Origin of the sequence: Cupriavidus alkaliphilus (assembly GCF_900094595.1) — a bacterium.
Lineage (GTDB): Bacteria > Pseudomonadota > Gammaproteobacteria > Burkholderiales > Burkholderiaceae > Cupriavidus > Cupriavidus alkaliphilus.
The window spans coordinates 298,958-325,381 of record NZ_FMAD01000003.1 but is presented as its reverse complement, the minus strand read 5'-3'; the positions used below and the strand labels follow the sequence as shown (position 1 = coordinate 325,381).

The following is a 26,424-nucleotide window of genomic DNA, read 5'->3' as shown; positions in this document are numbered from 1 at the left end:
CCTTGGTTCAGTCAGTGGATATGAAACTGATGTGGTTACACATCGAGGTAAAAAAATTCAGCGCTTGCGGCGCTGGCTGCCGCGCTCGACATCGGCAAGCATGCTGGCGATGGTGGTGCCGGCCAGGGTCTCGTCCATGGCCGCCTGCGCGCGGTCGGCGACCTTGCGCAGCGCACCGGTGATCTCGCGCCCGACCAGGCAGGCCGGATTGGGCGCACTCTGGTGCAGCGTGATCAGCGCGGTGGTTTCGACCACGCGGAATACCTCCAGCAGCGTGATCGACGCGGCCGGACGCGCCAGCGTGGCGCCGCCGGTGCTGCCCATGGTGGTGGCCACCAGGCCCGCTTCAGCCAGCTGGCCGACCAGGCGCCGGATCAGCGCCGGATTGGTGCCGACGCTGCCGGCGATCAGCGACGACGGCAACGGCTCGGCGGAACTGGCCAGCAGGGTGAGGATATGGACGGCTACGGCAAACCGGCTGCTTGTGCTCATGATGTCGGGTACGATGTGAAACCATGATAGTTACACATTGAGGTGCGGTCAAGCGTCGGCGTGAAGCGGTGGCGGCGAAATGGTTTGCACTGGCCGCAGAATGCCGGAATCGCCACTGAAGCTGTTACACTCCCCGACATTGCCGTAACCTTGTGGTGCGGCTGCCGCGCAGGGTACGGTGCGCGGTTTCACGGACGGGAAAAAACCCGTACGCTCGCAGGTAATGACATCGCGGCAGTGCCGCCAAGCAAGGAGTGCAAGTTGCCGGATCTGATGCGCGAAACAGGCGTCAAAAACAAAAAACCCGCAGGGCTCGAAAGCGCTGCGGGTTTTCCGGTGATCTGGTGCCCAGGAGAGGACTCGAACCTCCACAGTGTTGCCACCGCTAGGACCTGAACCTAGTGCGTCTACCAATTCCGCCACCTGGGCAGGTGTCGAAACAACCGAAGCGCTCATTATAGAGAGCGCGAGAATTTTGTCAAATAGTTTCCAGAAAAAATTGAATCAGAATAACTATCCGATCCCCAGCCGGGAAGAAATCCTGGGCGTGCTGAGAACGTCGGGATCCCCCCAGTCGGCAGGCGATATCGCCAAGGCGCTGGCGGTCACGCGCAAGGAGCATGACGGCTTCCAGAAGCGCCTGGCCGCGATGGAGCGCGACGGCCAGATCGAGCTCAACCGCAAGGGCCGCTATGAGCTGGCGCACCAGCCCAACTTCGTCACCGGCCGGGTGCAGGGCCACCGCGACGGCTTCGGCTTCCTGATCCGCGACGACGGCGAGGACGACATCTTCCTGCCCGAGCGCGAGCTGCAGAAGGCCATGCACAACGACCGCGCGCAGGTGCGCGTGGTGGGCTACGACCGGCGCGGGCGCCCCGAGGGCCAGATCGTCGAGATCATCGAGCGCGCCAACCGCTATGTCATTGGCCGGCTGCTCAGCGAGGGCGGCGTGCTGGTGGTGGCGCCCGAAGACAAGCGCATCAGCCAGGACATCCTGATCCCGCCCAAGGCACAGGGCAAGGCCCGGGTGGGGCAGGTGGTCAGCGTCGAGCTGACCGAATTCCCCGACCGCTATGTGCAGCCGGTGGGCCGCGTGGTGGAAGTGCTCGGCGACATCGACGATCCCGGCATGGAGATCGAGATCGCGGTGCGCAAGTACGGCGTGCCGCACCAGTTCTCGCCGGCGGCCGCCCAGGAAGCCGCCGGGCTGCCCGATGAGGTGCGCCAGGCCGACCTGGACCACCGCATCGACCTGCGCGACATCCCGCTGGTCACCATCGACGGCGAAGACGCGCGCGACTTCGACGACGCGGTCTATTGCGAGCCGGTCAAGATCGGCCGCGCCAAGGGCTGGCGCCTGATCGTGGCGATCGCCGACGTGTCGCACTACGTGCGTCCGGGCACGCCGCTTGATGCCGACGCGCTCGACCGCGCCACCTCGGTGTATTTTCCGCGGCGCGTGATCCCGATGCTGCCGGAGAAGCTGTCCAACGGGCTGTGCTCGCTCAATCCGCAGGTGGACCGGCTGTGCATGGTGTGCGATGCCGTGATCACCGCCAAGGGCGAACTCAAGGGCTACCAGTTCTACCCGGCTGTGATGCATTCGACCGCGCGGCTGACCTACAACGAGGTCTGGGCGGTGCTGTCCAACACCAAGGGCCCCGAGGCGCACAAGCGCAGCGAGCTGGTGCCGCACCTGCAGAACCTGTATGAACTGTTCCAGGTCCTGCTCAAGGCGCGGCGCGCGCGCGGCGCGATCGACTTCGACACCACCGAGACCTACATCGTCTGCAATGCCCAGGGCAAGATCGAGCAGATCCTGCCGCGCACGCGCAACGATGCGCACCGGCTGATCGAGGAATGCATGCTGACCGCCAACGTGTGCGCGGCCGACTTCCTCGAGCGCTTCAAGCACCCGGCGCTGTACCGCATCCACGCGGGCCCCAGCGACGAGAAGCTGAAGAACCTGCGCGACTTCCTGCGCACCGCCGGCCTGTCGCTGGGCGGGGGCGACAAGCCGCAGGCGTCGGACTACGCCGAGGTGATGGACAAGATCAAGTCCCGCCCCGACGCGCCGATGCTGCAGACCATGCTGCTGCGCTCGATGCAGCAGGCGGTGTACAGCCCCGACAATATCGGCCACTTCGGCCTGGCGTACGAGGCCTACGCGCACTTCACAAGCCCGATCCGCCGCTATCCCGACCTGCTGGTGCACCGCGCCATCAAGGCGGTGCTGGCGCACACCAAGTACCAGCCGGCCTTTGCCCACGGCACCGAGCTGAATACGGCGATCTCGCCGAAGGCGCGCAGGCTGCAGGCCAAGGACGCCGAGCAGAAGGCCGAGCTGGCCGCGGCGCGCGCGCGCCGCAACGAGGCCATCTGGGACGAGCTGGGGCTGCACTGCTCGGCCAACGAACGGCGCGCCGACGAGGCCTCGCGCGATGTCGAGGCCTGGCTCAAGTGCTACTTCATGCGCGACAAGCTGGGCAGCGACTATGCCGGCACGGTCAGCGCCGTGACTTCGTTCGGCATCTTCGTGCAGCTCGACGAGCTGTACGTGGAAGGCCTGGTCCACGTGACTGAGCTGGGCAGCGATTACTTCCAGTTCGACGAGGCCCGCAACGAGCTGCGCGGCGAGCGCACCGGCATCCGCTACCGGCTCACCGACCGCGTGCGCGTGCAGGTGTCGCGCGTCGACCTGGATGCGCGCAAGATCGATTTCCGCCTGGTGCAGGAGCCGTCGGCGAAAACGCTGCGCGCGCGTGTTACGGGCGTCGAGACCCAGCCGCGCGTGCCGGCCGCGCATGCGGTGCCGGCACGCAAGAAGGGACGCCAGCTGGCGGCGCTGCTGGGCGGCTCGTCCAAGCCGGAAGAGTCGTTCGACGAGACCCTGGACCGGGTGATCGAAGAGCAACCGGTGTTCGAGGCGGTGATCACGCCGCTCAAGCCGCATCTGAAGACCGGCAAGCCGGGCAAGCGCGCCGCCAAGCCCAAGCCCGCGCACCTGGAAAAGCCGCGCAAGCCGGCCTCCAAGGCCCGCCCCGCCAAGCCGGCGGGCAAGACCGCCGCCAAGCGCACGCCGCGCAAGCGCTAGCGGACCGGCGTCGGATTGCCGTCGGGTTGCCGTCCCCGCCCCACGCGGGGACGGCGCCCGGGCGGGTACAATCGCGCCCATGGCTAAACAAAAACTCCTGATCGGCTTTCACGCCGTGACTGCGCGCCTGCGGCAAGATCCCAAGGGCGTGTCCGACATCTACATCGAATCCGCCCGCCGCGACCGGCGCATGCAGGACTTCGTGCGCCTGGCCGAAAGCCTGGGCGTGCGCCTGCACCCGGTCGATGCCGAGCGCCTGCGCGGCATGGCCGGCACCGACCGCCACCAGGGCGTGGTGGCGCGTGCCGAAGACGTGGCGCTGGCGCTGAACCTGGACGAGCTGCTCGACGGCATCGAAGGCACGCCGCTGCTGCTGGTGCTGGACGGCGTCACCGATCCCCACAACCTGGGCGCCTGCCTGCGCGTGGCCGACGGTGCCGGCGCCCACGCCGTGATCGCGCCGAAGGACCGCAGCGTGGGCCTGAACGCCACCGTGGCAAAGGTCGCCAGCGGCGCAGCCGAGACCGTGCCCTATATCACCGTGACCAACCTGGCCCGCACCCTGCGCGAGCTGCAGGAGCGCGGCATCTGGGTGATCGGCACCGCCGACGGCACCGAGAAATCGCTGTACGACATCGATTTCAAGGGACCCACCGCGATCGTGATGGGCGCCGAAGGCGAGGGCATGCGCCGCCTGACGCGCGAGACCTGCGACGAGCTGGTCGGCATCCCGATGGCGGGGGGCGTGGAAAGCCTGAACGTGTCGGTGGCCAGCGGCGTGTGCCTGTACGAGGCTGTGCGCCAGCGGCGCCTGCCGCGCTGAGGCCATGGCCGGCGATTCCAGTCTGCCGGCGCTCCCGGGGCTCGAGGAAGCGCGTCGGCTGATCGACGGCGCCAGCAATATCTTCGTGCTGACCGGCGCCGGTATTTCCGCCGAGTCCGGCGTGCCGACCTTCCGCGACGCCATGACGGGGCTGTGGGAACAGTTCGATCCGGAAGAGCTGGCCAGCGAGGCCGCCTACCGCCGCCAGCCGGCGCTGGTGTGGCAGTGGTACCAGCACCGGCGCGAACTGGTGGCGGCGGTACATCCTAATCCGGCGCACCACGCGCTGGTGGCGCTGGCCGCGCAGAAACCGGTCACGCTGGTGACGCAGAACGTCGACGGCCTGCACCAGCGTGCCGGCAGCGCCGGCGTGATCGAGTTGCACGGCAACCTGTTCGCCAACAAGTGGCTCGATGGCTGCGGCCGCTGCAGCGAGGCGACCGCGCTGCCCGGCATGCCGCCGCACTGCAACCTGTGCGGCGCGCTGATGCGGCCGGGCGTGGTGTGGTTCGGCGAAGATTTGCCGCGCGTGGCGCGCTACCGCGCCGAGCATGCGGCGCAGACCTGCGACCTCTGCCTGGTGGTCGGCACCTCGGGGCTGGTGTACCCGGCCGCGGGGCTGCCGGGCGTGGCGCGCGAGCATGGCGCACCGGTGATCGTGGTCAATCCGCAGCCGTCGGCGCTGGACCAGACCGCGGACATCGTGCTGTCGGCCGCGGCCGGCGCCTGCCTGCCGCGGCTGTGGCCGCAGCGGGCGCCATCGGCCGGCTGAGGCGAGGGGCAGCGCGCCGGCACGCCGCAGTGCTTATTGCTGCGCCAGCCCGGCGATCAGCTTTTCCAGCTTGACCGCATCCGCGGCAAACAGTCGGATGCCTTCGGCCAGCTTTTCCGTCGCCATCGCATCTTCGTTGAGCTGCCAGCGGAACGACGGCTCGTCGGCGGTGATGCGGGCGATGTTGGCGGCCTGGGCCTGGTCCACCGAGAGCTTGTGCGCCACCGCGCCCTCGCCGCCGGCGAGCTGCTCGAGCAGCTCGGGGCTGATGGTCAGCAGGTCGCATCCGGCCAGCGACAGGATCTGCGCGGTGCTGCGGAAGCTGGCGCCCATCACCTCGGTGGCATAGCCGAACTTCTTGTAGTAGTCGTAGATCTGGCGCACCGAGCGCACGCCCGGATCGTTGTCGCCGCCGTTGGCGGCCGCGTCCCATTGCTCGCCCGCCTGCTTCTTGTACCAGTCGAAGATGCGGCCGACGAACGGCGAGATCAGCTGGGCGCCGGCCTCGGCGCAGGCCACCGCCTGCACCAGCGAGAACAGCAGCGTCATGTTGCAGCGGATGCCGTCGCGCTGCAGGATCTCGGCGGCGCGGATGCCTTCCCAGGTGGAGGCGATCTTGATCAGCACGCGCTCGCGCGCGATGCCGCGCTGCTCGTACAGCTGGATCAGGTGGCGCGCCTTGTTCACCGTGGCGGTGGTGTCGAACGACAGGCGGGCGTCGACCTCGGTCGAGACGCGGCCCGGCACGATCGCCAGGATCTCGCAGCCGAAGGCGATCAGCACTTCGTCCATCACCGCGTCGACGCCGCCGTTGCCGTGGTGGTCCTGCACCGCGCGCTCCAGCAGGTGGCGGTATTCGGGTTTCTGCACCGCCTTCAGGATCAGCGACGGATTGGTGGTCGCGTCCTGCGGCGTGTACTGCTTCATCAGCTGGAAGTCGCCGGTATCGGCCACCACCGTGGTGAACTGCCTGAGTTGTTCGAGCTGGTTCATGGTCGCTAGGTCGTCTGCTTGAGCGTCTGCAAAAAGCGTTCGCGGGCTGTGAGGGGCGCATGCGGCACCGGTGCGGTCCATTGTACCTGCGCGGTCGCCGCCGCTCGCGCGTCGCGCCACCGCAATCCGCTACACTACGCCTTTCCCCAACGCAATCTGGCTGTTGTCATGACTCAGGATGAACTCAAGGCGCTGGTCGCGCAAGCCGCCGCCGACTACGTGAAGCAGGAAGTGCCCGAAGGAGCCGTGCTCGGCGTGGGCACCGGCTCTACCGCCAACCTCTTCATCGACGCCGTGGCGGCGTTCAAGGAGCGCTTCGCGGGTGCGGTGTCCAGCTCCGAGGCTTCCACGCGGCGCCTGCAGCAGCACGGCTTCAAGGTGCTGGACCTGAACGAGGTCGACGAGATCCCGGTGTATGTCGACGGCGCCGACGAGATCGATGCCAGCGGTGCCATGGTCAAGGGCGGCGGCGGGGCGCTGACGCGCGAGAAGATCGTCGCTTCGGTGGCCAGGCGCTTTGTCTGCATCGCCGACGGCAGCAAGCTGGTGCAGACCATGGGCGCCTTCCCGCTGCCGGTCGAGGTGGTGCCGATGGCACGTGCCGCGGTGGCACGCAAGCTGCAGTCCCTGGGCGGCCAGCCGCGCCTGCGCATGACCAAGGAAGGCGGCATCTACAAGACCGACAACGGCAATGTGATCCTCGACGTGGCCGGCCTGAAGATCGACGATCCGCGGGGCCTGGAGCAGACCGTCAACCAGGTGCCCGGCGTGGTCACGGTGGGCCTGTTCGCGCTGCGCGGCGCCGACGTGCTGCTGCTCGGCACCGGCGACGGCGTGCAGCGCACGGACTACTGAACGCGCGCCACGGCGCCGGCGTTTGCCACCAAGCAAAATGGGGTGCCCGACGCACCCCATTTTTCATGATCGCATGCCCCGGATCAGGACTGCGGCGGCACGTAGCCCTGGGCCTGGTCGGCGCCTTCGCCGAAGAAGTACTTCTCGGTCTGCTTGAGCAGGTACTGGCGCGCACGCGCATCGGCCATGTTCAGGCGGTTTTCGTTGATCAGCATGGTCTGGTGCTTGAGCCAGCCGGCCCAGGCTTCCTTGGACACGCTCTGCCAGATCTTCTTGCCCAGTTCGCCGGGCAGCGGCGGGAAGTCGAGACCTTCGGCTTCCTTGTTCAGCTTGATGCAATGGACCGTGCGGGCCATGGGGACTCCTTGGTATGTTCGTGAGAGCTTCGGCGCTGGCGCTATTGTAGCCAAGCAGGGCGAGGGGCCGCGGCGCGGCGGCGATTGTCCCTACGCCGTCACAGCTTTTTCATCAGCACCATCGACTTGCGCTGCCAGTTGTAGAGCTTGCGCTTGTCCTCGGGCAGGTCGTCGACGTTGGCGTGGACGAAACCACGCTTGAGGAACCAGTGCTCGGTCCGGGTGGTGAGCACGAACAGGCGCTCCAGCCCGAGCGCGCGGGCGCGGCGCTCGATGCGCTTGAGCAGGCGCTCGCCGTCGCCGGTGCCCTGGGCCTCGGGCGACACCGTCAGGCACGCCATCTCACCCATGTTCTCGCGCGGATAGTCGTACAGCGCGGCACAGCCGAACAGCACGCCATCGTGCTCGATCACCGAGAAGTTGCCGATATCGCGCTCGATCAGGTGGCGCCCGCGCGGCACCAGCGTGCCGTCCTGCTCCAGCGGGGCGATCAGCTGCACGATGCCGCCGACGTCGTCCAGCGTGGCCTCGCGCAGGCTTTCCAGGTCGGTGTCGGACAGCATGGTGCCGACGCCGTCGTGCAGGAACAGTTCCAGCAGCACCGCGCCGTCGAGCGAGTAGGGAATCAGGTGCGCGCGCGGCACGCCGCCCTTGAGCGCCTTGACCAGGTGCTGCAGGTAGTTGGCGACGTCGGGAGGCAGGTGGTTGTTCTGCAGCCGCTCCACCGCGGTGCGCAGCGACATTTCCTGCATCATCTTGCCGACCGGGTCGGGCACGCCCGGCACCTCGGTAATGAAGATCAGCTTGTCGGCCTTGAGCGCGGTGGCGGTGGCGCTGGCCACGTCTTCCATCGACAGGTTGAAGGCCTGGCCCGTGGGCGAGAAGCCCAGTGGCGACAGCAGCACCACCTTGCCGTGCGACAGCGACATGCGCACGGATTCGGCGTCGATCTTGCGCACCAGCCCGGTGTGCTGGTAATCGGTGCCGTTGACGATGCCGACCGGGCGCGCGGTGACGAAATTGCCGGAGATCACCGACAGCTGGGCGCCCGCCATCGGCGTGTTGGGCAGGCCCTGGCTGAACGCGGCCTCGATGTCCAGGCGCAGTTCGCCGGCGGCTTCCTTGGCGCATTCGAGCGCGGCGTTGTCGGTGACGCGCACGCCGTCGACGAACTGCGACTCGACATGGCGCAGCGCCAGCTGCTCTTCCACCTGCGGACGCGAGCCGTGCACCAGCACGATCTGCATGCCCATCGCGTGCAGCAGCGCGACGTCATTGACCAGCGCATTCAGCACGCCCGACTTGACCAGTTCGCCGGCGAAGGCGATCACGAAGGTCTTGCCGCGGAAGGCATGGATATACGGCGCCACCATGCGCAGCCAGTCGACGAACTGCTGGTGGTCGGGACCGCTTCGATCGGGATCGGCCGTGACCGGCACGGGCGAGGTCGGGGCGGGGGCGGGGAGCTCGGCCGCGGCGGGTGGCTCCGCCTGCGCCGGCGCGGCCGGGGCGGTGGGGGCAGCGGGAGCGGAGGCGGGCGCCGTCTGCGGCGTGTCGGTTCTGGCGTTCATGCCGCGGATTATAATCCCGGCCAATGTCAGAACAACGCCCCGTCAAGCCCAAACCACCGGCGTCGCCGCGCCAGCGCGCCGGTGCCGGCCAGCCTGCTTCCCCTACCCAGTCCCGCCCGGCGCCCGGCCCGGCCCGGCCGCAGCAGGCCGGCCCGGCAAGGCCGGCCGGCGCGCGGCCCGCCGCCGAGGGCGGCCAGCGCCAGCCTCGCGGCGCTCGCCCGCCGCGGCCCCCGCGCCAGGTCAACCCGCTGCCGCCGATCACGTTCCCCGAAGCGCTGCCGGTATCCGCGCGCCGCGACGAGATCGCCGCGGCGCTGCTGGCCAACCAGGTGGTGATCGTTTCCGGCGAGACCGGTTCCGGCAAGACCACGCAGCTGCCCAAGATCTGCCTGTCGATCGGGCGCGGTCCGGGGCAAATGAGCGGGGGGCTGATCGGCCACACCCAGCCGCGCCGCATCGCCGCTACCTCGACCGCCAAGCGGATCGCGCAGGAGCTGGGCACGCCGCTGGGCGAGCACGTGGGCTACCAGGTGCGGTTCAACGACACCATGTCGTCGGGCGCGTCGGTCAAGCTGATGACCGACGGCATCCTGCTCGCCGAAACCCAGAACGACCCGCTGCTGCGCGCCTACGACACGCTGATCATCGACGAGGCGCACGAGCGCAGCCTCAACATCGACTTCCTGATCGGCTACCTGCGCCAGATCCTGCCGAAGCGGCCGGACCTGAAGGTGATCATCACCTCGGCCACCATCGACGCGCAGCGCTTTGCCCAGCATTTCGCCACGGGGGACAAGCCGGCGCCGGTGATCGAGGTCAGCGGCCGGCTGTACCCGGTGGAGGTGCGCTACCGCCCGATCGCCGACGACGCGCCCGCCGCCGGCGCGCCGCGCAGCCCGCAGGCGCGCGAGCGCGACCTGTACGACGGCATCGTCGATGCCGTCGACGAGCTGTGCCGCGCCGGCCCCGGCGACGTGCTGGTGTTCCTGCCCGGCGAGCGCGAGATCCGCGAAGCCGCCGAGGCGCTGCGCAAGCACCACCCGCCGCATACCGAAATCCTGCCGCTGTTCGCGCGGCTGTCGGTGCAGGAGCAGGAGCGGGTGTTCAAGCCGTCGAATGCGCGGCGCATCGTGCTGGCGACCAACGTCGCCGAAACCTCGCTGACGGTGCCGGGCATCCGCTACGTGGTCGATACCGGGCTGGCGCGCGTCAAGCGCTATTCGTACCGCAACAAGGTCGAGCAGCTGCAGGTCGAGGCGATCTCGCAGGCCGCCGCCAACCAGCGCGCCGGCCGCTGCGGCCGGGTCGCCAACGGGATTTGCATCCGGCTGTACGAGGAATCGGATTTCACCGGCCGGCCGCGCTTTACCGACCCGGAAATCCTGCGCTCGTCGCTGGCCGCGGTGATCCTGCGCATGAAGGCGCTGCGGCTGACCGACATCGAGTCGTTCCCGTTCATCGAGCCGCCGCTGGGCCGCGCGGTCGCCGACGGCTACCAGTTGCTGCAGGAGCTGGGCGCGGTCGACGACGCCAACCAGCTGACCGGCATCGGCCGCCAGCTGGCCAAGCTGCCGCTCGACCCGCGCGTGGCGCGCATGATCCTGGCCGCGCGCGAGCACCAGTGCCTGCGCGAGGTGCTGGTCATCGCCAGCGCGCTGTCGGTGCAGGACCCGCGCGACCGTCCACAGGAAGCGCAGGAGGCCGCCGACCAGGCCCACCGCAAGTTCATGGACGAGAAGTCCGAGTTCCTCGGCTGGGTCAGGCTGTGGAAGTGGTTCGAGGACGCGGTCGCGCACAAGAAGTCCAACCGACAGCTGCAGGACCAGTGCCGCGCGCACTTCCTGTCGCACCTGCGGTTGCGCGAATGGCGCGATGTGCATTCCCAGCTGCTGACCACGGTGACCGAGCAGGGCTGGCGCCTGAACGACAGCGAGCCGACCTACGAGCAGGTGCACAAGGCGCTGCTGACCGGCCTGCTTGGCAACGTCGGCTGCCGCATCGAGGACGGCGACGGCAAGGGCCGCGAGTACCTTGGGGCGCGCGGCATCAAGTTCCACCTGTGGCCGGGCTCGCTGATCGCGCGCAAGGTCGGGCGCTGGGTGGTCGCGGCCGAGCTGGTCGAGACCAGCCGGCTGTTCGCGCGCACGCTGGCGCGCATCGAGCCCGAATGGCTGGAGCAAGTGGGCCGCCACCTGCTCAAGGTCAGCTGGAGCGATCCGCACTGGGAGAAGAAGGCCGGCCAGGTGCTGGCGCTGGAGCGCGCCACGCTGTACGGGCTGGTGGTGTACCAGCACCGCCGCGTGCACTACGGCCCGATGAACCCGCGCGAGGCGCGCGAACTGTTTATCCGCCGCGCGCTGGTCGAGGGCGAGTTCGACACGCGCCTGCCGTTCTACGCGCACAACCAGCGCCTGGTGCGCGAGATCGAGAACCTGGAGCACAAGTCGCGGCGCCAGGACGTGCTGGTCGACGATGAGCTGATCTACGCCTTCTACGACCGCGCGATCCCGGCCGACATTTGCCAGCAGGTCGCGTTCGAGCAGTGGTACCAGACCGAAAGCGCGCAAGACCGCAAGCTGCTGTACCTGAATCGCGACGAGCTGATGCGGCACGAGGCCGCCGGCATCACCACCGACCTGTTTCCCAAGACCATGGCCGTGGCCGGCGTGGACATGGGCCTGACTTACCATTTCGAGCCAGGCAGCCACCGCGACGGCGTGACCCTGACCGTGCCGCTGTACGCGCTCAACCAGGTCCGTCCCGAGCGTGCCGACTGGCTGGTGCCAGGCATGATCAAGGAGAAGGTGCACCTGCTGCTCAAGTCGCTGCCGCAGAAGCTGCGCCGCCACTGCGTGCCGCTGCCGGACTATGCCGCCGGCTTCATTGCGCGCCAGCCGTTTGGCGAAGGCGAGCTGCTGGACGTGCTGATCGCCGATATCCGCGAGCAGACCGGCACCATGGTCCGGCGTGCCGACTTCAAGCTCGAAACGCTGCCCGCGCACCACGCGATGAACTTCAAGGTGATCGACGAGCACGGGCGCCAGCTCGATATGGGCCGCAACCTGGCCCAGTTGCGCGCCGAGTTGGGCGGGCAGGCCCAGCAGTCGTTCCAGCGCGTGGCCGCGCAGGCCGCGGCCCAGGCCGCCGCCACCCAGCCCCCGGGGCAGGCACCGGAACAGGCGCCGGCGCTGGCCGCGGCCGAACCCGGCAAGTACGAGGGCCTGACCGGCTGGAGCTTCGGCGAGCTGCCGGAGCTGCTCGAGATCCGCAAGGGCAGCCAGACCCTGTTCGGCTATCCGGCGCTGGTCGACCGCGGCACCCATTGCGACGTCGAAGTCTTCGACGACCCGCAGGAAGCCGCCCGCATCCACCATCTGGGGCTGCGCCGGCTGTTCGCGCTGCAGCTGCGCGAGCAGGTCAAGTTCATCGAGAAGAACATCCCCGGGCTGCAGCAGATGGCGATGCAGTACATGACCCTGGGCACGCAGGAGATGCTGCGCGAGCAGATCGTGATGCTGGCGCTGGAGCGCGCCTGCATGCAGGCGCCGCTGCCGCGCAACGACGCCGAGTTCAGCGCCCGCAAGGACGAAGGCCGTACCCGGCTGTCACTGCTGGCGCAGGAAATCGCCCGGCTGGCGGGCGTCATCCTGGCCGAGTACGCCGGGCTGCCGCGCAAGCTGCTGCAGGCCAAGCCGTTCCCCGGCGCCCATGCGGACATGGAGGCCCAGCTCGGCCGGCTGATGGGCAAGCGCTTTATCGACGAAACCCCGTACACGCAACTGGTCCATTTCCCGCGCTACCTGAAGGGCATCGCCATGCGGGTCGACAAGCTCAAGGGTGATCCGGCCCGCGACAGCCAGCGCATGCAGGAGATGGCGCCGCTGGTGCAGCAGTGGCAGCGGGCCGAGAAGCAGTTGCGCACCCAGGGCCGCGGCGGGGAGGATGCGCGGCTGGACGAATTCCGCTGGATGCTGGAAGAACTGCGCATCGCGCTGTTCGCCCAGGAGCTGCGCACGCCGGTGCCGATGTCGGTCAAGCGCCTGCAGAAGGTGTGGGAATCGATGCAGCGCTGAGGGCCGCGCGCCGGCATGGCGGCAAATGGTCGTGCCGGCGCAACAATCTGCCAAATACTTGTCCGCCGCCAGCCGCGACGTCAGCGGAATTAGCCGGCCAAACGTTAGAATCGCCGATTCAGTTCTTCTGGTAGCGGGTCTTATGTTCGCATTGCGGCGGTGGGTGGCTGGTGGGATCACGGTGGGCGCGTTCGCGCTGGGCCTGATGGCGGTACCGGCTCGGGCGGAGGTGGTGGTGATCCTCAATTCGGGTGATGCCACCGTCACGCTGATCGACAAGGACACGCAGAAGGTGCTCGAGACCTTCCCGATCGGCAAGGAGCCCCACCACCTAATCGCCACGCCCGACGACAAATCGCTGATCGTCGCCAATGCGGTCGGCAACGACTTGGTCTTCCTCGACCCGGTCACGGGCAAGGTGCAGCAGCGCGTGCCCAATATCGACGACCCGTACCAGATCGGCTTCTCGCCGGACCAGAAGTGGTTTGTCGCCACCGGCAACCGGCTCGACCGCGTCGACGTGTACCGCTGGGACGGCAAGGCGCTGAAGCTGGCCAAGCAATATCCCCTGGCCAAGACCCCCAGCCATATCGCGTTCACCGCCGACAGCCGCATTGCCTTCATCACGCTGCAGGATTCCAACGAAGTGGCCGCCATCGACCTGGTCACGCAGAACGTGATGTGGCGCATGGAAACCGGTTCGGCGCCGGCGGGGATCTGGGTCACGCCCGACCAGAAATTCCTGCTGGTCGGCATGACGGGGGCCGACTACGTGGCCGTGATCGACTGGCGCACCCGCACCGTGGTCAAGCAGATCCAGACCGGCAAGGGCGCGCACAACTTCCGCGCCGTCGGCGACCGGCGCCACCTGTTCCTCAGCAACCGCGTCACCGGCAGCATCAGCATCATCGACCAGCAGACGCTGAGCAAGGTCGGCGACATCACCGGCCTGCCGCCGGGCCCGGACGACATGGAACTGACCGCCGACGGCAAGACCCTGTGGGTGACGTTCCGCTGGGCGCGCTCGGTCGGGCTGGTCGACGTGGCCAGCCGCAAGCTGGTCAAGACCGTGCGGGTCGGGCGCTCGCCGCACGGCATCTATTTCCGCACGCGCGCGCCGCTGTACTGACGCAAGGCGGGCAGGGCAGGGACCATGGCACGGATCAGGGCATTGCGCTCGGCGACGATCAACAAGCGGCTGGCCGCGCTGGTGCTGGCGTGCGGCCTGCCGCTGGCCCAGCACGCGGCCGCCGCGCCGGCCGCCAAGGCGTGTCCGGCCGGTACGCTCTACCTGACCTTCGACACCGGCAGCATGAGCCAGGCGCAGCTGATCGCCGCCACCCTGCGCCGCCACCATATCCGCGCCACCTTCTTCCTGGCCAACGAGCCGACGGTGCGCAAGGATAGTTCGCTCGACCCGTCGTGGGCCCCTTACTGGAAGTCGCTGGTGGCCGACGGCCACGCCTTCGGCACGCATACCTTCGACCATGTCTACCTGCGCAGCGTGCGCGCCGGCCAGGTGACCATGCGGCCGCAGTTCGGCGCGCGGGCGGGCCAGGACGTGGCCATGGACCAGGCCGGCTTCTGCAAGGAATTGCGGCGCAGCGCCGAGGCCCTGCGCGGCATGACCGGTGCCGACATGGTGCCGCTGTGGCGCGCCCCGGGCGGCCGCACCGCGCCGCAGACGCTGCAGTGGGCCGAGCAATGCGGCTACCGGCATGTCGGCTGGGCGCCGGCCGGCTTCCTGGGCGATGAGCTGTCGTCGGAGCGCTATCCCAATGCCGTGCTGCTGCAGCGCGCGCTGGCCGGCCTGCGCGACGGCGACATCGCCATGGCGCACCTCGGCATCTGGTCGCGGCAGGATCCCTGGGCGCCGGCGGTGCTCGAGCCGCTGCTTACCGGTCTGGAACGCAAGGGCTTCTGCTTCGCGACGCTGCGCGAACACCCGACCTATCGCGACTGGATCGCGCGGCCCATCGGACAACAGGAGGGTGCACGCTGATGTGGGACACGCTTAACGGCTGGATCGGCCAGATCGAGGGCACGCTGTTCCAGGACGTGGTGCTGCCCGTGGTCTATGACCTGGGCTTCGGGCGCTATGCCGAGGAAGCCTTCACCGGCACGGAATGGCTGCTGGTCGGACTGGTGCAGATCGCGGTGATGGCGCTGATCCTCGGGCCGCTGGAGAAATGGCGTCCGGTCGAGGCCGTGGCCGACCGGGCCGCCATCCGCACCGACGTCCTCTACACCGTGATCCACCGCCTCGGCCTGTTCCGGCTGGCGATGTTCTTCCTGCTGGCGCCGCTGACCGACGCGCTGGAAGGCCACCTGCGGCTGATGGGGTGGCACCGCATCAACGTGGAAGACTGGTGGCCGGGCGTGACCTCGGTGCCGCTGGTCAGCTTCTTTGTCTACCTGCTGCTGTTCGACCTGCTCGATTACTGGTACCACCGGCTGTCGCACTCGTTCCGCTGGTGGTGGCACCTGCATGCGGTGCACCACAGCCAGCGCCAGATGACGCTGTGGAGCGACAACCGCAACCACCTGCTCGACGACATGCTGCGCGACCTGGTGTTTGCGCTGGTGGCGCTGGGCGTGGGCGTGGAGCCGTCGCAGTATGTGCTGCTGGTGGCGCTGTCGCAGCTGCTGCAGAGCCTGCAGCATGCCAACCTGCGGCTGCACTTCGGCACCATCGGCGAGCGGCTGCTGATTTCGCCGCGCTTCCACCGCACCCACCACGCGGTCGGCATCGGCCATGAAGCCGACGGTGCCCCGGCAAAGCTGGGCGGCTGCAACTACGGCGTGATCTTCCCCTGGTGGGACATGCTGTTCGGCACCGCGGTCTTCACCGAGACCTACCACCCCACCGGCATCCGCGACCAGCTGCCGCCGCCGGTGGGCAAGGGCCACGACTACGGCACGGGCTTCCTGGCCCACCAGTGGTACGGCGTCAAGCGGCTGCTGCGGCTGCGCTGACGGCGCATTCGAGGCCATCCTCCAGCCGCGGCGGACGCCGCCGCGCCATGGCGGCAAGCGGCGTATGCTAGTGTTCCGGGTTGCCGCCGGCACGTCACTCTGCTGACGTGGCCGGTTCCCCGCGACTTTCCTGTTTTGCCTTCGACTGCATGAACGATATCTTCCGCTCGTTTGGCCGCGCGCTGGTCAGCCAGCTGCATCCGCGCATGCTGATGCTGACCGTGCTGCCTTTCGTCCTGGCCACGCTGCTGTGGGGCGGGCTGCTCTGGTGGGGCTGGGACCCCATCATGGGCGCCACGCGCAGCTTCCTGGAAACCTCGGTGCTGACCAGCTGGATCTACAGCGCGCTCGACTGGTTCGGGCTGCAATCGTTGCGCTCCGTGGTGGCGCCGTTGTTCGTGGCGGCGCTGGCGATCCCGCTGGTGATCGCGTCGATGCTGATGTTTATCGGCGTGTTCTCGGTGCCGGCGGTGGTGCGCCACCTGGAGCGCAACTACCCGGACCTGGCCAAGGCCCATGGCGGCAGCGTGCTGGGCAGCGTGTTCCATTCGCTCGGCAGTACCCTGGTGTTCCTGTCGCTGGTGCTGGTGACGCTGCCGCTGTGGCTGATCCCGCCGTTCTTTGCGCTGATTCCGCCGGTGCTGTGGGGCTGGCTGACCTACCGCGTGATGACGTATGACGCGCTCGCCGACCACGCCAGCGCCGAAGAGCGCAAGACCCTGGTCCGCCGCCACCGCACGCCGCTGCTGGTGATCGGCGTGGCGGTAGGGCTGCTAGGCTCGGCGCCGACGATACTGTGGGTGTCGTCGGCGGCGGTGATCTTCCTGTTCCCGTTCGTGCTGGCCGGCACGCTGTGGCTCTATGTGCTGATCTTCATTTTCTCGGCGCTGTGGTTCGGCCATTTCTGCCTGCGCGCGCTGGCGCAGCTGCGGGCCGAGCGCGTAGCCGTGCCGGCCCAGCCGCCGGCCGCGCCGTCGTCGGGCGGCGACGTCATCGACCTGGCGCCGCACGAAGTGCGCCGCATCGAAAACTCCTGAAGCGAGGGCAATATGGGTTTCGGCCTGATCGTCATTGGCGACGAGATTCTGTCGGGGCGGCGCGAAGACAAGCACCTGCGCCGCACCATCGAACTGCTGGGCTCGCGCGGCCTGGCGCTGGACTGGGCCGAGTATGTCGGCGACGACCGCGCCCGCATCACCGCCACGCTGCGGCGCACGCTGGCCGGCCCCGACGTGGTGTTCTGCACCGGCGGCATCGGCGCCACCCCCGACGACCACACGCGCCAGTGCGCGGCCGCGGCGCTGGGCGTGCCGCTGGTGCTGCATCCCGAGGCGCGCGAACTGATTGCGCTGCGCATCGCCGAGACCGCCGGCGGCGACCCCGCCAAGGGCGACCTGACCCTGCCGGAGAACCAGCACCGCTTCAAGATGGGCGAGTTCCCCGAGGGCGCGCGCATCATCCCCAACAGCTACAATCGCATCCCCGGCTTCTCGGTCGGCCACCATCACTTCATGCCCGGCTTTCCGGTGATGGCGTGGCCGATGATGGAGTGGGTGCTGGACCACGACTATGCGCACCTGTTCCACCAGGTGTCGCAGCAGGAGCGGGCCTTCTACGTGTTCGAGGCGCCGGAGTCGACGCTGACGCCGCTGATGGAGAAGGTCGAGGCCGCGCATCCGGGCATCCGCGTGTTCAGCCTGCCGTCGGTCGGCGACGTGCAGCGCGGCGACCGCTTCGCGCGCCGCCATATCGATCTGGGCGTCAAGGGCCCGGCCGAGCTGGTGGCCCCGGCCTATGAGATGCTGCTGGAAGGCGTGCAGGCGATGGGGTACGAGACCGTGGAGCAGCCGCCGCGGCAGGCGTCACCGGTCTAGTCGTTGCGGCAGGCCAAAAAAGAAGGGGCAGCCTTGGCTGCCCCTTTTCATCAGGTCCGGGCGCAATCAGGCGCCATGCCAGGGCAGGCCGCGCACGCACCAGCCCTCGACGGTCTTGCGGTGGTGGTGATCGTCGCGGTTGCCCTCGAAACCTTCGAGCACGTCCATGGCGAAGTGGTAGCCGGCCTCGGTGGCCACCCGCGCCGCATGCTTGGAGCGCGCCGCGCTGCGGCACAGGAACAGCACCGGCACGTCGGACGGCACGCGTGCGCGCAGTTCCTCGATAAAGCGCGCGTTCTGCGCGCCGCCCGGGTAGGACATCCATTCGACATGGGCAAATTGCGCGTCGGGCACGTCGACGCCGCCGACCCAGTCCAGCTCGGCCTGCGTGCGCACGTCCACCAGCACGGCGGAAGGGTCGTTCTGCAGCAGGGCATAGGCTTCCTGCGGCGACAGCGCGCCGAAGTACGGCAACTGGTTTTGTTCCTGGCGCTGGCGGGCGGCCTGGAGGAGATCGTCTCGGGTGGTCATCGGCGTGACAAATTGAATGGGTGGAATCGTGGCGCAAGGGCCGCAACCCGTTATTCTATAGCGCCGCGGTTGCGGGGCGGTGGCTGCGCTGGCCGGGAGGGCCCGGGAAGCGCCGCCGCAGGGCGAAAGTGGATCGATTTTGGTGCGAATGCACTAAGACGGTGCTGTCGCTTGAAGTTTGCACCATGATGGTGTTCCATGACGCTGGCAATCTTGGTTGCCCGTGTCGCGTGAGCGCCACATGGTCCCCCCGCCCGCTGGACGGTGTTTTCGTTGCCGGCCAGCATGGTGCGCGATTCGCCGGAGTTGCACAATTTTCGGGCCCGGCGCCGCGTGGGACGTTTGGTTGGCACGCTTTCTGCTAACATCCGTCGTCCTTTCGCGGCGAGGCCAGTCAGGCGCGGCAACGATGCAGCGGCGCCGCTGGCGACAGTCCCAAGAATTGGCTTTCACAGACATTTGCCGAATACCCAGGAGATTGGCATGGCCCACAGCGTTGCAGACGTGATGAAGCTGGTGAAGGAAAACGACGTCAAGTTCGTCGATTTCCGCTTCACCGATACCAAAGGCAAGGAGCAACACGTGTCCGTGCCCGTGTCGCACTTCGATGAAGACAAGTTCGAAAGCGGCCACGCTTTCGACGGCTCGTCGATCGCCGGCTGGAAGGGTATCGAAGCTTCGGACATGCTGCTGATGCCGGATTCGAACACGGCTCACATCGACCCGTTCTATGAAGAGCCGACGCTGGTGCTGTCGTGCGACGTGATCGAGCCGTCGGATGGCAAGGGCTATGACCGCGACCCGCGTTCGATCGCCAAGCGCGCCGAAGCCTACCTGAAGAGCACCGGCCTGGGCGACACCGCCTTCTTCGGTCCGGAACCCGAATTCTTCATCTTCGACGGCGTGACCTGGAACGTCGACATGCAAGGCTGCTTCGTGAAGATTCACTCCGAAGAAGCTCCGTGGTCGTCGGCCAAGGAATTCGAGCACGGCAACAGCGGCCACCGTCCGGGCAAGAAGGGCGGCTACTTCCCGGTTGCTCCGATCGACACCTTCCAGGACATGCGTTCGGAGATGTGCCTGATCCTGGAATCGCTGGGCATCCCCGTTGAAGTCCACCACCACGAAGTGGCTGGCCAGGGTCAGAACGAAATCGGCACCAAGTTCAGCACGCTGGTGCAGCGCGCCGACTGGACCCAGCTGCAGAAGTACGTGATCCAGAACGTCGCCCACACCTACGGCAAGACCGCGACCTTCATGCCGAAGCCCATCGTTGGCGACAACGGTTCCGGCATGCACGTGCACCAGTCGGTGTGGAAGGACGGCCAGAACCTGTTCGCTGGCAACGGCTACGCCGGCCTGTCGGAATTCGCGCTGTACTACATCGGCGGCATCATCAAGCACGCCCGCGCGCTGAACGCCATCACCAACCCGGGCACGAACTCGTACAAGCGCCTGGTGCCGGGCTTCGAGGCTCCGGTCAAGCTGGCCTACTCGGCCCGCAACCGGTCGGCTTCGATCCGTATCCCGTATGTGGCCAACCCGAAGGGCCGTCGCATCGAGACCCGCTTCCCGGATCCGCTGATGAACCCGTACCTGGGCTTCTCGGCGCTGCTGATGGCCGGCCTGGACGGCGTGATGAACAAGATCCACCCGGGCGAAGCCGCCGACAAGAACCTGTACGACCTGCCGCCGGAAGAGGATGCAAAGATCCCGACCGTCTGCTCGAGCCTGGACCAGTCGCTGGAGTACCTGGACAACGACCGCGAGTTCCTGACCCGCGGCGGCGTGTTCTCGAACTCGATGATCGATGCCTACATCGAACTGAAGATGGAAGAAGTCACGCGTTTCCGCATGACCACGCACCCGGTCGAGTTCGAAATGTACTACTCGCTGTAAGCGGCCCTTGCCCGGCCCTTCTCCGGCCATCACGCAGGTTGTGACCGGGCAACAGTTGCACCACAAGGGGGCGGCTTCGGCTGTCCCTTTTTGCTTTGCTCGCTAGAATGGGGAATCCGATTCTGTCCCGATCCACCCCCGTTCTAACCTGACGCCACGCCATGGATGCCTTTTCCCGCACGGTCCGCCGGACTCATGCCATGCCCCGTTCCGTGCACCAAATCCGACGCCAATTCCCCGTTCTGGTGAGCGCCGCGGCGCTGGTACTGGGCGCGTGGGCCGGGCCGTCGCTGGCGCAGTCCTCGGATGTCTATGTCTGCACCGGGCCCAACGGCGTGCCGGAGTACCGCAACGGCAATGCCGGCAAGGGCTGCAAGAAGCTGAACCTGCCCGAAGTCGTGACCGTGCCGGGCGGGCGCATTGCCGCACCGGCCAAGAGTGCCGGCAGCAGCGCCACCACCGCCGCCAGCACCGGTTTCCCGCGCGTGGACAGCGCCACCCAGCGCAGCCGCGACAGCGAGCGCCGCACCGTGCTGACCCAGGAGTTGCAGGCCGAGGAGGCCAAGCTGCAGGGGCTGCGCGCCGAATACAACAACGGCCAGCCGGAGCGCCAGGGCAATGAGCGCAACTACCAGAAATACCTCGACCGCACCGCGGCGCTGCGCGACGACATTGCCCGCAGCGAGGCCAACGCGGCGTCGCTGCGGCGCGAGCTCGGCAACCTGAAGGACTAGTCTTATGCGTCGCCTGATTCGCGGAGTCTCACGCAAGGCCGGCAATGCCGACGGCGCGCGGGCCGAGCCGCCCGCGGCGGACCCGGCACCGTCCGAAACCGGCGCGCGCGTGCTCAGCATCGGCGCGGCGGCGTTTCATGCCGGCCTGGACGTGGTCGCCAACCCGGTGCTGCTGGTACGCCAGCCCGGGCTGCGCGTGGTCTACGCGAATGCGGCCGCCGAGGCCACCTTCGGCGTGTCGCGCAAGGGCATGGTCGAGCTGACGCTGCCCGACCTGTTCGGCAAATCGGATGAACTGCACAGCATGCTCGACACCGTGGTCACGCGGCAGTTCGACGTGCGCCGGCAGGACCTGATCCTGCATCCGCCGCTGCAGGAACCGATCCATGTGCACGTGGTGATCGCCGCGCTCGAGGCGGTCGGCGACACCGTGGTGGTCGAGATCCTGCCCAACGAGCAGAAGGTGCGCAGCGACCGCGAAGAGCGCATCCTGGACCTGACCTCGGCCAACAAGGAGCTGATCCGCAACCTCGCCCACGAGATCAAGAATCCGCTGGGCGGCATCCGCGGCGCGGCGCAGCTGCTGGAATTCGAGCTGCCCGAACGCTCGCTGCGCGAATACACCCAGGTCATCATCAAGGAGTCGGACCGGCTGCAGACGCTGGTCGACCGGCTGCTTGAGCCGCACCGGCACCCGCATATCGTATCGAGCCTGAATATCCACGAGGTGCTCGAGCGCGTGCGCTCGGTGGTGCTGGCCGAGTTTCCCAACGGGCTCGAGATCGTGCGCGACTACGATGCCAGCCTGCCCGAATTGCGGGGCGACATGGAGCAGCTGATCCAGGCCGTGCTCAACATCGTCCATAACGCCGCGCAGGCGCTGGCCGAGCGCATCGCGCGCGGCGACGCGCAGATCGTGCTGCGCACGCGCATCGCGCGCCAGGTCACCATTGCCAAGCGCCTGTTCAAGCTGGCATTGGACTTGCATGTGATCGACAACGGCCCGGGAATCCCCGAAGACATCCGCGAACGCATTTTCTATCCGCTGGTATCGGGCAGGGATGGCGGCAGCGGACTGGGTCTCACACTCGCTCAAACCTTCGTGCAGCAGCACGAGGGCTTGATCGAATGCGAGAGCAGGCCGGGCTGTACCGACTTCCGTATCCTGCTGCCGCTGCACTAGCCTTTGCCGGCGTCCGCAAGCGCGTGCACCGACGTGGCCAGGGCATGCGGAAGACCAACTGACACCGAGCAGACAAGCGACGCACATGAAGCCGATCTGGATAGTCGACGACGATCAATCAATCCGCTGGGTCCTGGAAAAGGCCCTCGCCCGTGAAAGCCTGCTCTCGCGCAGCTTCACCAATGTGCGGGACGCGCTGGCCGCGCTGGAGGAAGACCAGCCGCAGGTGCTGATATCGGATATCCGCATGCCCGGCGGTTCCGGCCTCGACCTGTTGCAGGCGATCAAGGCGCGGCATCCGGGCCTGCCGGTCATCGTGATGACGGCGTACTCCGACCTCGACAGCGCGGTGGCGGCGTTCCAGGGCGGAGCCTTCGAATACCTGGCCAAGCCCTTCGATGTCGACAAGGCGGTCGAGCTGATCCGCCGCGCGCTGGAAGAAAGCCTGCGCGAGGAAGAAATGGACGACCGCCTGGTCGACGCGCCCGAGATCCTCGGCCAGGCGCCGGCGATGCAGGACGTCTTTCGCGCCATCGGCCGGCTGTCGCAGTCGAACGTCACGGTGATGATCACCGGCGAGTCCGGCACCGGCAAGGAGCTGGTCGCGCGCGCGCTGCACAAGCACAGCCCGCGCGCCAACGGCCCGTTTATCGCGCTCAATACCGCCGCGATACCCAAGGACCTGCTGGAGTCCGAACTGTTCGGCCACGAGCGTGGCGCCTTTACCGGTGCCCAGACCATGCGGCGCGGGCGCTTCGAGCAGGCCGAGGGCGGCACGCTGTTTCTCGATGAAATCGGCGACATGCCGTTCGACCTGCAGACCCGGCTGCTGCGCGTGCTGTCCGACGGCAACTTCTATCGCGTCGGCGGCCACAATCCGTTGCGCGCCAACGTGCGCGTGATTGCCGCCACACACCAGAACCTGGAACTGCGCGTCAAGGAAGGGCTGTTCCGCGAGGACTTGTTCCACCGCCTGAACGTGATCCGGCTGCGCCTGCCGCCGCTGCGCGAGCGGCCGGAGGACATCACGCTGCTGGCGCGCCATTTCCTGCAGAAGAGTGCCAAGGAGCTTGGCGTCGAGCCCAAGCGCATGTCGGACGAGGCGCTGGCCTACGTCAGCACGCTGCCATTCCCGGGTAACGTGCGCCAGCTGGAAAACCTGTGCAACTGGCTCACCGTGATGGCGCCGGCGCAGACCATCGAGGTCAAGGACCTGCCGCGCGAGATGCTGGAGGCGGGCACCAGCGAGCCGGTCAATGCGCCGCGCCCGGAGCGCGCGCCCGACCTGCGCGTGGCCGAGTATGAAGGCGCCCAGGAACTGGCCGACTATGGCGGGTTTGCGGTGCCGGTGGCCGAGGCCGATACGGCCACGGTGGTCCGGGCCGCGCCGGCCGCAGCGGTGGCCCAGGCCCCGCAGCAGTCAGCGGCGGCCGCCGGATGGGAAACCCTGCTCGCTGGCGAGGCGCGCGCCATGCTGGAAGCCGGCCAGCCCGAAGTGATGGACCTGCTGACGCGCCGGTTCGAAAAGGCGGTGCTGGAAGCCGCGCTGGGCGTCACCCGCGGCCGCCGCGTCGAAGCCGCGACCCGGCTGGGGATCGGGCGCAACACCATCACGCGCAAGCTGCAGGAGCTGGGCTTCGACTGAAGCGGGGCAGGGCACTACGGCCCTGGCCGACTCCCGTTGTTTGCTGCCCCTCTCTCTCCCTCTCCCGCCGGCGGGAGAGGGGACAAATCTTCCCTTTGCACATGCCGCGGCACTAGCCGCGCGCTTCGATCAGCCGCTGCGCCATCTCCGCAAAACCCTCGCCGCCCGCGGCCGCGGTGATGTAAGCCGGCGGCACCGGCAGCTGCGGCAGGATATCGCGCACATTGGCCACGCCCACCGACAGCGGGAAATGCGCAAACATCGACGCATCGTTGGCCGAATCCCCGATAAACAGCCACTGGTCGCGCCGCGCGTCCACGTCCTCGCCCAGCAGCTCGGCCACGCACAGCTTGCTCATCGACAGCTTGTCATGCTGGCCGAACCAGCCGTTGACATGGATAGAGCTGACGGTGGCGGTCATGCCGGCCTCGCGCATCAGCTCCGCAATGCGCGCCACGGCGTCCTCCGGCAGTGGCACCACGTCCTCGGCGTGGTCGATGGCCAGGTCGGCGGCATGCCAGGCCTGGTCGGAAGCCAGCGCGCAGCCGGGCACCTCGCGCACGATGCGCTGCCCCAACGCTTGGATGCGCTCGAGGTTGCGTGCGCGCGTGGCTGCATCGTCGAGGAAGCGGGTCTGCAGCCGGCCGTTGTGCAGGTGCGAATAGAACGCGCCGTTCTCGCCGATGATGGCATCGACCGGCCATAGCCGCGTCAGGATCTCGGCCCACGCGATGCAGCGCCCGGTTACCGGGATCACATGCAGGCCGGCCCGGCGCAGGCCGTCCAGGGCCAGGTAGGTCGAGGCCGGCAGCCGGCCGTCGGTGGTCAGGGTGCCGTCGATATCGGTCAGCACGCCGCGCACGTTGCGCAGCGCCGTATTAGAGAGCTTGTTCAGGGATTGCATGGCGGGCCATTGTAACCGTGGATCTGCGGCCAAATTCGTTTATTGCACTGCAAAACGCCGCGGCACGGCCATACTGGTGAATCTGCTGATTTGCTTGCGCAGGTGCGACCGGCGTAACATGCCGCTGTCACAAAAAAATCACATGCTGTCGGATTTTCGACTGACCGCAACAAGACAAGCCAAGGAGAGCCTCGATGTCCGTATCCCGTACCGTGCTCAAACTCGCCGCGCTGGCCGCCCTGACCGGGGCCGGCAGCGCGCACGCCGCCGTTGAAATCCAGTGGTGGCACGCCATGCAGGGCGCGCTGAACGACAAGGTGAACGAGATCGCCAACAAGTTCAACGCCAGCCAGTCCGAATACAAGGTGGTGCCGGTCAACAAGGGCAATTACGACGAAACCATGGCGGCGGGCATCGCCGCCTTCCGCGCCGGCGGCGCGCCGGCGATCCTGCAGGTGTTCGAGGTCGGCACCGCCACCATGATGAGCGCCAAGGGTGCGATCAAGCCGGTGTCGACGGTGATGAAGGACGCCGGCGAGAAGTTCGACCAGAAGGCCTACATCCCGGCCGTGGCGGGCTACTACACCTCGTCCAAGGGCGAGATGCTGTCGTTCCCGTTCAACAGCTCGACCACGGTGTTCTACTACAACAAGGACGCCTTCAAGAAGGCGGGCCTGGATCCGGAAAAGCCGCCCAAGACCTGGCCCGAGGTGATGCAGTACTCGGCCAAGCTCAAGGCCTCGGGCACCAACTGCGCCTATACCACCGACTGGCAGGGCTGGGTCCACCTCGAGAGCTTCTCGGCCTGGCACAACACGCTGTACGCCACCAAGAACAACGGCTTCGGCGGCACCGATACGCGCCTGATCTTCAACAGCCCGCTGCACGTCAAGCACGTCACCAACCTGCAGGACATGGTGAAGAAGGGCTACTTCAGCTATGGCGGGCGCAAGGCCGAGTCGCAGGCCAAGTTCTACAACGGCGAATGCGCCATGTTCACCGGCTCGTCGGCGTCGCTGGCCAATATCCGCAAGAACGCCAAGTTCGCGTTCGCGGTGGCGCAGCTGCCGTACTACCCGGACGTGCAGGGTGCGCCGCAGAACACCATCATCGGCGGTGCCTCGCTGTGGGTGATGGGCGGCAAGAAGCCTGAAGAGTACAAGGGCGTCGCCAAGTTCTTCAATTACCTGTCGCGCCCGGAGATCCAGTCTGACTGGCACCAGGCCACCGGCTACCTGCCGGTGACCATGGCCGCCTACGAGGCCACCAAGAAATCGGGCTACTACGACAAGAACCCCGGCGCCGACGTCTCGGTGCAGCAGATGGTGGTCAAGACCACCGACAAGTCGCGCGGCGTGCGCCTGGGCAATATGGTGCAGATCCGCACCGTGGTCGACGAAGAGCTGGAGGCCGTCTGGGCCGGCAAGAAGGAGCCCAAGGCGGCGCTGGACTCGGCCGTGGCACGCGGCAACGACTTGCTGGAGCGCTTCCAGAAGACCGCGCGCGAATAAGGCGCAGGGCCTTGCCAGCAGGCTGACGTGACAGGCGGGCGGCGGCGAAACCTCCGCCCGCTTGCTTTGTGGCCGGCACCGATCGGTGCCGGCCGCCGCTTCGTACCTGATCCTTACCTTGTCCGATGCCGCCATCCG

At 67.6% G+C, this 26,424-nt stretch carries 20 protein-coding genes, 1 tRNA gene and 2 pseudogenes; 16 read left to right on the top strand and 7 right to left on the bottom strand.

The window, feature by feature from the left end; all coding sequences use genetic code 11:
* Positions 1–57: 57 nt before the first annotated feature.
* Positions 58–492 carry an Rrf2 family transcriptional regulator gene (locus GA0116996_RS08120; RefSeq protein WP_092309220.1) on the bottom strand — a complete coding sequence of 145 codons (435 nt, stop codon included), beginning with the start codon at positions 490–492 and terminating at the stop codon, positions 58–60.
* A 342-nt stretch (positions 493–834) separates the two neighbouring features.
* A tRNA-Leu gene (locus tag GA0116996_RS08115) sits at positions 835–921 on the bottom strand.
* 70 nt (positions 922–991) lie between these two features.
* Between GA0116996_RS08115 and rnr the strand changes: the two genes are divergently transcribed.
* From rnr to GA0116996_RS08100, 3 genes are all read left to right on the top strand, one after another.
* Positions 992–3,586, top strand: coding sequence for a ribonuclease R (rnr, locus tag GA0116996_RS08110; protein ID WP_092309217.1), 2,595 nt, complete (start codon positions 992–994; stop codon positions 3,584–3,586).
* 79 nt (positions 3,587–3,665) lie between these two features.
* Positions 3,666–4,409, top strand: coding sequence for a 23S rRNA (guanosine(2251)-2'-O)-methyltransferase RlmB (gene rlmB / locus GA0116996_RS08105; protein WP_012353149.1), 744 nt, complete (start codon positions 3,666–3,668; stop codon positions 4,407–4,409).
* Positions 4,410–4,413: 4 nt separating this feature from the next.
* Positions 4,414–5,181: an SIR2 family NAD-dependent protein deacylase gene (locus tag GA0116996_RS08100; protein ID WP_092309214.1), complete on the top strand. Its 768-nt coding sequence runs from the start codon at positions 4,414–4,416 to the stop codon at positions 5,179–5,181.
* A 33-nt stretch (positions 5,182–5,214) separates the two neighbouring features.
* Here GA0116996_RS08100 and tal read toward each other — a convergent pair whose 3' ends face one another.
* Positions 5,215–6,174: a transaldolase gene (tal, locus tag GA0116996_RS08095; protein WP_092309212.1), complete on the bottom strand. Its 960-nt coding sequence runs from the start codon at positions 6,172–6,174 to the stop codon at positions 5,215–5,217.
* A gap of 168 nt (positions 6,175–6,342) precedes the next feature.
* On the opposite strand from tal, the gene rpiA reads away from it, so the two are divergent.
* On the top strand, positions 6,343–7,029 hold the full coding sequence (gene rpiA / locus GA0116996_RS08090) for a ribose-5-phosphate isomerase RpiA (protein ID WP_092309209.1): 687 nt from the start codon (positions 6,343–6,345) through the stop codon (positions 7,027–7,029).
* An 83-nt stretch (positions 7,030–7,112) separates the two neighbouring features.
* On the opposite strand, the gene GA0116996_RS08085 is transcribed toward rpiA, so the two are convergent.
* Together GA0116996_RS08085 and argA are read right to left on the bottom strand one after the other, a co-directional pair.
* A complete protein-coding gene (locus tag GA0116996_RS08085) occupies positions 7,113–7,385 on the bottom strand; it encodes an oxidative damage protection protein (RefSeq protein WP_012353145.1) in 273 nt (90 codons plus the stop codon).
* Between the two features lie 98 nt (positions 7,386–7,483).
* A complete protein-coding gene (gene argA, locus GA0116996_RS08080; RefSeq protein WP_092309206.1) occupies positions 7,484–8,956 on the bottom strand; it encodes an amino-acid N-acetyltransferase in 1,473 nt (490 codons plus the stop codon).
* 23 nt (positions 8,957–8,979) lie between these two features.
* Here argA and hrpA point away from each other — a divergent pair, with 23 nt between their 5' ends.
* From hrpA to GA0116996_RS08050, 6 genes are all read left to right on the top strand, one after another.
* Entirely contained in the window at positions 8,980–13,029 is a 4,050-nt protein-coding gene (gene hrpA, locus GA0116996_RS08075; RefSeq protein WP_092309203.1) for an ATP-dependent RNA helicase HrpA, read from the top strand.
* 142 nt (positions 13,030–13,171) lie between these two features.
* Positions 13,172–14,158, top strand: a complete 987-nt coding sequence (locus tag GA0116996_RS08070; protein ID WP_092309200.1) for a YVTN family beta-propeller repeat protein — start codon at positions 13,172–13,174, stop codon at positions 14,156–14,158.
* Positions 14,159–14,182: 24 nt separating this feature from the next.
* On the top strand, positions 14,183–15,031 hold the full coding sequence (locus GA0116996_RS08065; RefSeq protein WP_092309197.1) for a polysaccharide deacetylase family protein: 849 nt from the start codon (positions 14,183–14,185) through the stop codon (positions 15,029–15,031).
* Complete coding sequence (locus tag GA0116996_RS08060) at positions 15,031–16,005, top strand: sterol desaturase family protein (RefSeq protein WP_092309194.1); 975 nt, start codon at positions 15,031–15,033, stop codon at positions 16,003–16,005. Before GA0116996_RS08065 ends, GA0116996_RS08060 begins: the two co-directional genes overlap by 1 nt.
* A 149-nt stretch (positions 16,006–16,154) precedes the next feature.
* Positions 16,155–17,042, top strand: coding sequence for an EI24 domain-containing protein (locus tag GA0116996_RS08055; RefSeq protein WP_092309191.1), 888 nt, complete (start codon positions 16,155–16,157; stop codon positions 17,040–17,042).
* Positions 17,043–17,054: 12 nt separating this feature from the next.
* Entirely contained in the window at positions 17,055–17,879 is an 825-nt protein-coding gene (locus GA0116996_RS08050) for a competence/damage-inducible protein A (protein ID WP_092309188.1), read from the top strand.
* A gap of 66 nt (positions 17,880–17,945) precedes the next feature.
* On the opposite strand, the gene GA0116996_RS08045 is transcribed toward GA0116996_RS08050, so the two are convergent.
* On the bottom strand, positions 17,946–18,410 hold the full coding sequence (locus GA0116996_RS08045) for a rhodanese-like domain-containing protein (protein WP_092309185.1): 465 nt from the start codon (positions 18,408–18,410) through the stop codon (positions 17,946–17,948).
* Positions 18,411–18,893: 483 nt separating this feature from the next.
* Between GA0116996_RS08045 and GA0116996_RS08040 the strand changes: the two genes are divergently transcribed.
* The 5 genes and pseudogenes from GA0116996_RS08040 to GA0116996_RS28645 all read left to right on the top strand — a co-directional run.
* Positions 18,894–20,309, top strand: coding sequence for a 3-hydroxylaminophenol mutase (locus tag GA0116996_RS08040; RefSeq protein WP_092309182.1), 1,416 nt, complete (start codon positions 18,894–18,896; stop codon positions 20,307–20,309).
* A 200-nt stretch (positions 20,310–20,509) separates the two neighbouring features.
* Entirely contained in the window at positions 20,510–21,043 is a 534-nt protein-coding gene (locus GA0116996_RS08035; RefSeq protein WP_167355482.1) for a DUF4124 domain-containing protein, read from the top strand.
* A gap of 4 nt (positions 21,044–21,047) precedes the next feature.
* Positions 21,048–22,226, top strand: coding sequence for a nitrogen regulation protein NR(II) (gene glnL, locus GA0116996_RS08030; protein ID WP_092309176.1), 1,179 nt, complete (start codon positions 21,048–21,050; stop codon positions 22,224–22,226).
* Positions 22,227–22,311: 85 nt separating this feature from the next.
* A pseudogene (ntrC, locus tag GA0116996_RS08025) lies at positions 22,312–23,449 on the top strand (nitrogen regulation protein NR(I)); the annotation flags it as partial.
* Between the two features lie 161 nt (positions 23,450–23,610).
* Positions 23,611–23,871, top strand: a pseudogene (locus GA0116996_RS28645) (helix-turn-helix domain-containing protein); the annotation flags it as partial.
* A gap of 112 nt (positions 23,872–23,983) precedes the next feature.
* Here GA0116996_RS28645 and GA0116996_RS08020 read toward each other — a convergent pair.
* Complete coding sequence (locus GA0116996_RS08020; protein ID WP_092309170.1) at positions 23,984–24,775, bottom strand: HAD-IIB family hydrolase; 792 nt, start codon at positions 24,773–24,775, stop codon at positions 23,984–23,986.
* A 194-nt stretch (positions 24,776–24,969) separates the two neighbouring features.
* On the opposite strand from GA0116996_RS08020, the gene ugpB reads away from it, so the two are divergent.
* Positions 24,970–26,286: a sn-glycerol-3-phosphate ABC transporter substrate-binding protein UgpB gene (gene ugpB, locus GA0116996_RS08015; RefSeq protein WP_092309167.1), complete on the top strand. Its 1,317-nt coding sequence runs from the start codon at positions 24,970–24,972 to the stop codon at positions 26,284–26,286.
* Positions 26,287–26,424: the final 138 nt, after the last annotated feature.

Bases quoted from the DNA above. Each gene is read 5' to 3' on its own strand.
- GA0116996_RS08120 (WP_092309220.1), bottom strand. From the start codon at position 492: ATGAGCACAAGCAGCCGGTTTGCCGTAGCCGTCCATATCCTCACCCTG.
- rlmB (WP_012353149.1), top strand. From the start codon at position 3,666: ATGGCTAAACAAAAACTCCTGATCGGCTTTCACGCCGTGACTGCGCGC.
- GA0116996_RS08100 (WP_092309214.1), top strand. From the start codon at position 4,414: ATGGCCGGCGATTCCAGTCTGCCGGCGCTCCCGGGGCTCGAGGAAGCG.
- tal (WP_092309212.1), bottom strand. From the start codon at position 6,174: ATGAACCAGCTCGAACAACTCAGGCAGTTCACCACGGTGGTGGCCGAT.
- rpiA (WP_092309209.1), top strand. From the start codon at position 6,343: ATGACTCAGGATGAACTCAAGGCGCTGGTCGCGCAAGCCGCCGCCGAC.
- GA0116996_RS08085 (WP_012353145.1), bottom strand. From the start codon at position 7,385: ATGGCCCGCACGGTCCATTGCATCAAGCTGAACAAGGAAGCCGAAGGT.
- argA (WP_092309206.1), bottom strand. From the start codon at position 8,956: ATGAACGCCAGAACCGACACGCCGCAGACGGCGCCCGCCTCCGCTCCC.
- hrpA (WP_092309203.1), top strand. From the start codon at position 8,980: ATGTCAGAACAACGCCCCGTCAAGCCCAAACCACCGGCGTCGCCGCGC.
- GA0116996_RS08070 (WP_092309200.1), top strand. From the start codon at position 13,172: ATGTTCGCATTGCGGCGGTGGGTGGCTGGTGGGATCACGGTGGGCGCG.
- GA0116996_RS08065 (WP_092309197.1), top strand. From the start codon at position 14,183: ATGGCACGGATCAGGGCATTGCGCTCGGCGACGATCAACAAGCGGCTG.
- GA0116996_RS08060 (WP_092309194.1), top strand. From the start codon at position 15,031: ATGTGGGACACGCTTAACGGCTGGATCGGCCAGATCGAGGGCACGCTG.
- GA0116996_RS08055 (WP_092309191.1), top strand. From the start codon at position 16,155: ATGAACGATATCTTCCGCTCGTTTGGCCGCGCGCTGGTCAGCCAGCTG.
- GA0116996_RS08050 (WP_092309188.1), top strand. From the start codon at position 17,055: ATGGGTTTCGGCCTGATCGTCATTGGCGACGAGATTCTGTCGGGGCGG.
- GA0116996_RS08045 (WP_092309185.1), bottom strand. From the start codon at position 18,410: ATGACCACCCGAGACGATCTCCTCCAGGCCGCCCGCCAGCGCCAGGAA.
- GA0116996_RS08040 (WP_092309182.1), top strand. From the start codon at position 18,894: ATGGCCCACAGCGTTGCAGACGTGATGAAGCTGGTGAAGGAAAACGAC.
- GA0116996_RS08035 (WP_167355482.1), top strand. From the start codon at position 20,510: ATGCCCCGTTCCGTGCACCAAATCCGACGCCAATTCCCCGTTCTGGTG.
- glnL (WP_092309176.1), top strand. From the start codon at position 21,048: ATGCGTCGCCTGATTCGCGGAGTCTCACGCAAGGCCGGCAATGCCGAC.
- GA0116996_RS08020 (WP_092309170.1), bottom strand. From the start codon at position 24,775: ATGCAATCCCTGAACAAGCTCTCTAATACGGCGCTGCGCAACGTGCGC.
- ugpB (WP_092309167.1), top strand. From the start codon at position 24,970: ATGTCCGTATCCCGTACCGTGCTCAAACTCGCCGCGCTGGCCGCCCTG.